Annotated in this window: 2 protein-coding genes and 1 rRNA gene; all 3 read left to right on the top strand. The window is 38.8% G+C overall.

Translation table 11 applies throughout. The features are described from left to right. The first annotated feature begins 130 nt into the window (after window positions 1-130). Window positions 131-239 (top strand): 5S ribosomal RNA (gene rrf / locus ACW6QP_RS08835). A 717-nt stretch (window positions 240-956) separates the two neighbouring features. Continuing rightward, complete coding sequence (locus ACW6QP_RS08840) at window positions 957-1,895, top strand: hypothetical protein (protein WP_457910508.1); 939 nt, start codon at window positions 957-959, stop codon at window positions 1,893-1,895. A 59-nt stretch (window positions 1,896-1,954) separates the two neighbouring features. Beyond that, on the top strand, window positions 1,955-2,439 hold a 485-nt coding region (locus ACW6QP_RS08845), incomplete at its 3' end, for an immunoglobulin domain-containing protein (RefSeq protein WP_457910509.1).

Raw genomic sequence — 2,439 nt, forward strand, 5'->3', positions numbered from 1 at the left:
GGGGGAGGATAAAAGGGGGCGACTTGAATGCTTGCCTTGTAGTATACCTCTATTTTTTGTTTCTTATATATGTCAACTTATTTGGAGTTGGATAGACGTTTGAAGACGTGTTATGCCAAACTCAACGATTTAAGGTGGTTATGGCAACGGGGCTCACCTCTTCCCATTCCGAACAGAGAAGTTAAGCCCGTTAGCGCAGATGGTACTGCTATTTGTGGGAGAGTATGTCACCGCCTTGTTTTTGAAAAGCACTTATCGAAAGATAGGTGCTTTTTTTATTTGTTATTATATGGACTATGGCCATTTGGTATCTACCAAAAAGAGCCTGTCCCGAGCGGTAGTCGAGGGATCACCGCCTTGTTTTTTAAAAGACCTTTACAGCAATGTAAGGGTCTTTTTTTTGGAGGAAAGTGAACAAAAATGGAGCTAATCTTTAAGCTACAATCCAAACCTAACATCAGAAAAGTTAAACCGGTTAGCGTCCCGAGGCTTCGGGAGTACTGCTATGTGTGGGAGCCCTCCCGATAGCTATCGGGACAAATCGGGGGTCACCGCCTTGTTTTTGAAAGACCTTCATTTCTTGATGAAGGCTTTATGTATAAAAATCAAGCAATAAACATAAATAAATCCATTTCAAAACAATAAAAATCAGATAGTTATAAAAAATAACTCTACCCCCGGAAAACCCGTAAAATTTGTCAAAAAGGCGCTATTGAAGTTAAAACCTGAGCGCTCATAATAAGTTTTATTTACTTTTGTTTTTAGATTTTATTTAGAAATTTTCACCTCCCCCCGATGAGATGATACCTGCTGGTATCCAAACTTTCTTCCCCCGGAGAATGATGTAAGCCCTCCCTAAGGCAGTCGTTTTTTAATCTTTTACTTCGCTTATCGACCCAAATTTACGCTTGCCCTTGTGTCCTGGTAATATTGCTAACCTTTAAAATAATATTATTATGGAACTTATTACATCAACGAGATGGAAAAAATTAAAGATGACCAAATGGTTATTTAACATCTTTAATTTTAATGCTAAATTTTTAATCAGGCTTTCATATTTTGGCTTATTATTATTTTTGATTTTCCCATCAGAATTACATTCCCAAAATATTAGGGGCCTTGCACCGGTTCAAACTCCGAAAGGTGGTTTTGCTGTGGATGGTAATGCCTATGTAAATCTACCTGTACCAGGTGATATTGCAGGAGGTGATTTGTTTTTTGAACGATTAGCTCCTAGTCCCCCTGCAAGTATTAATGCTGATCCAGGCGGGTTGTTTGGTCCTACATTTTTTCAGAATCCGGTAACTTTAGGCACCGGAGAATTTACTCATGAATCACATCCTAATATATTAATTTATCCCAACTCATTTTTATTCAGAGATGATATCACTAACAATGATCCTACAATTTTCACCAGTTCCAATAAGATAAATGATGATCCCAGAACTTATACCTGGGGAGCAGGATCTTCTCCCAATAAGAACGAGATTCAAAATGCTTTTGCACATTTTACATTTGGGGATCCGGTGAAATTTGAAGGTGCCAAAGATTCAGATCTATGGATGATTTTTGCAGCCGATCGAGAGGTAACAAATGGTAGTAGTTATATTGATTTTGAGATCTTACAAAACCGACTTGTGAGAGAAGGGACAACATCTGGGACTTTTAGTTCTGAGGGAATAGATGGAGGTCGAACACTAAATGACATCCTAGTTACTATTGAATTTACTCAGGGAGGAGGCGAAGCTACGGCGGTTATTAGAAGGTGGGAGGAATTACCAGGAGGGGATATGCCTATAATGTTTATACTTCTTTTCCTGCAGGTTCCATATTTATTTCTAATAATACTGTTGAAACAATCGTTCCTTATTCAATCTATAATCAGCAGCCATTAAGTTCTGGTACGTTTGCAGGTTATTACCAGTATTCAACGAATCAATGGGCAGAAGGTGCCGTGAATATTTCTGCATTATTTGGCCCTGGGAATCCCTGCTTCGAAATTAGCACTTTATTTATTAGAACCAGAACTTCTGGTAGCTCTGGACAATCTGAACTAAAAGATTTTCCAGGAAGACCTATTCAATTGGATCTTGACCTTACTCCCGATCCACCTACTGTGTCTGATGTAGATGCCTGTGGTTCATGGGATGATGAATTGATAGCAAATGATTGTGATGGTGAAGTTAAATGGTATGATGCAGCTACCAACGGAGAATTGTTACATACTGGTGATACATATAGTCCTGGAGAAATAACTGAAGACACCTCATTTTGGGTAAGTTGCACGATAAATGGATGCGAGGGACCAAGGACTGAGGTGAAGATTACAATTATTGATAATCCCGAACTAGACCCTATTAATGATGTTACCGCCTGTGATAGTTATGATCTACCTGTAGTGGGTGATATCAGTGGAACCAATTTGGTGTCTCCTAAGTA

The organism is Salegentibacter haimaensis (genome assembly GCF_054121495.1).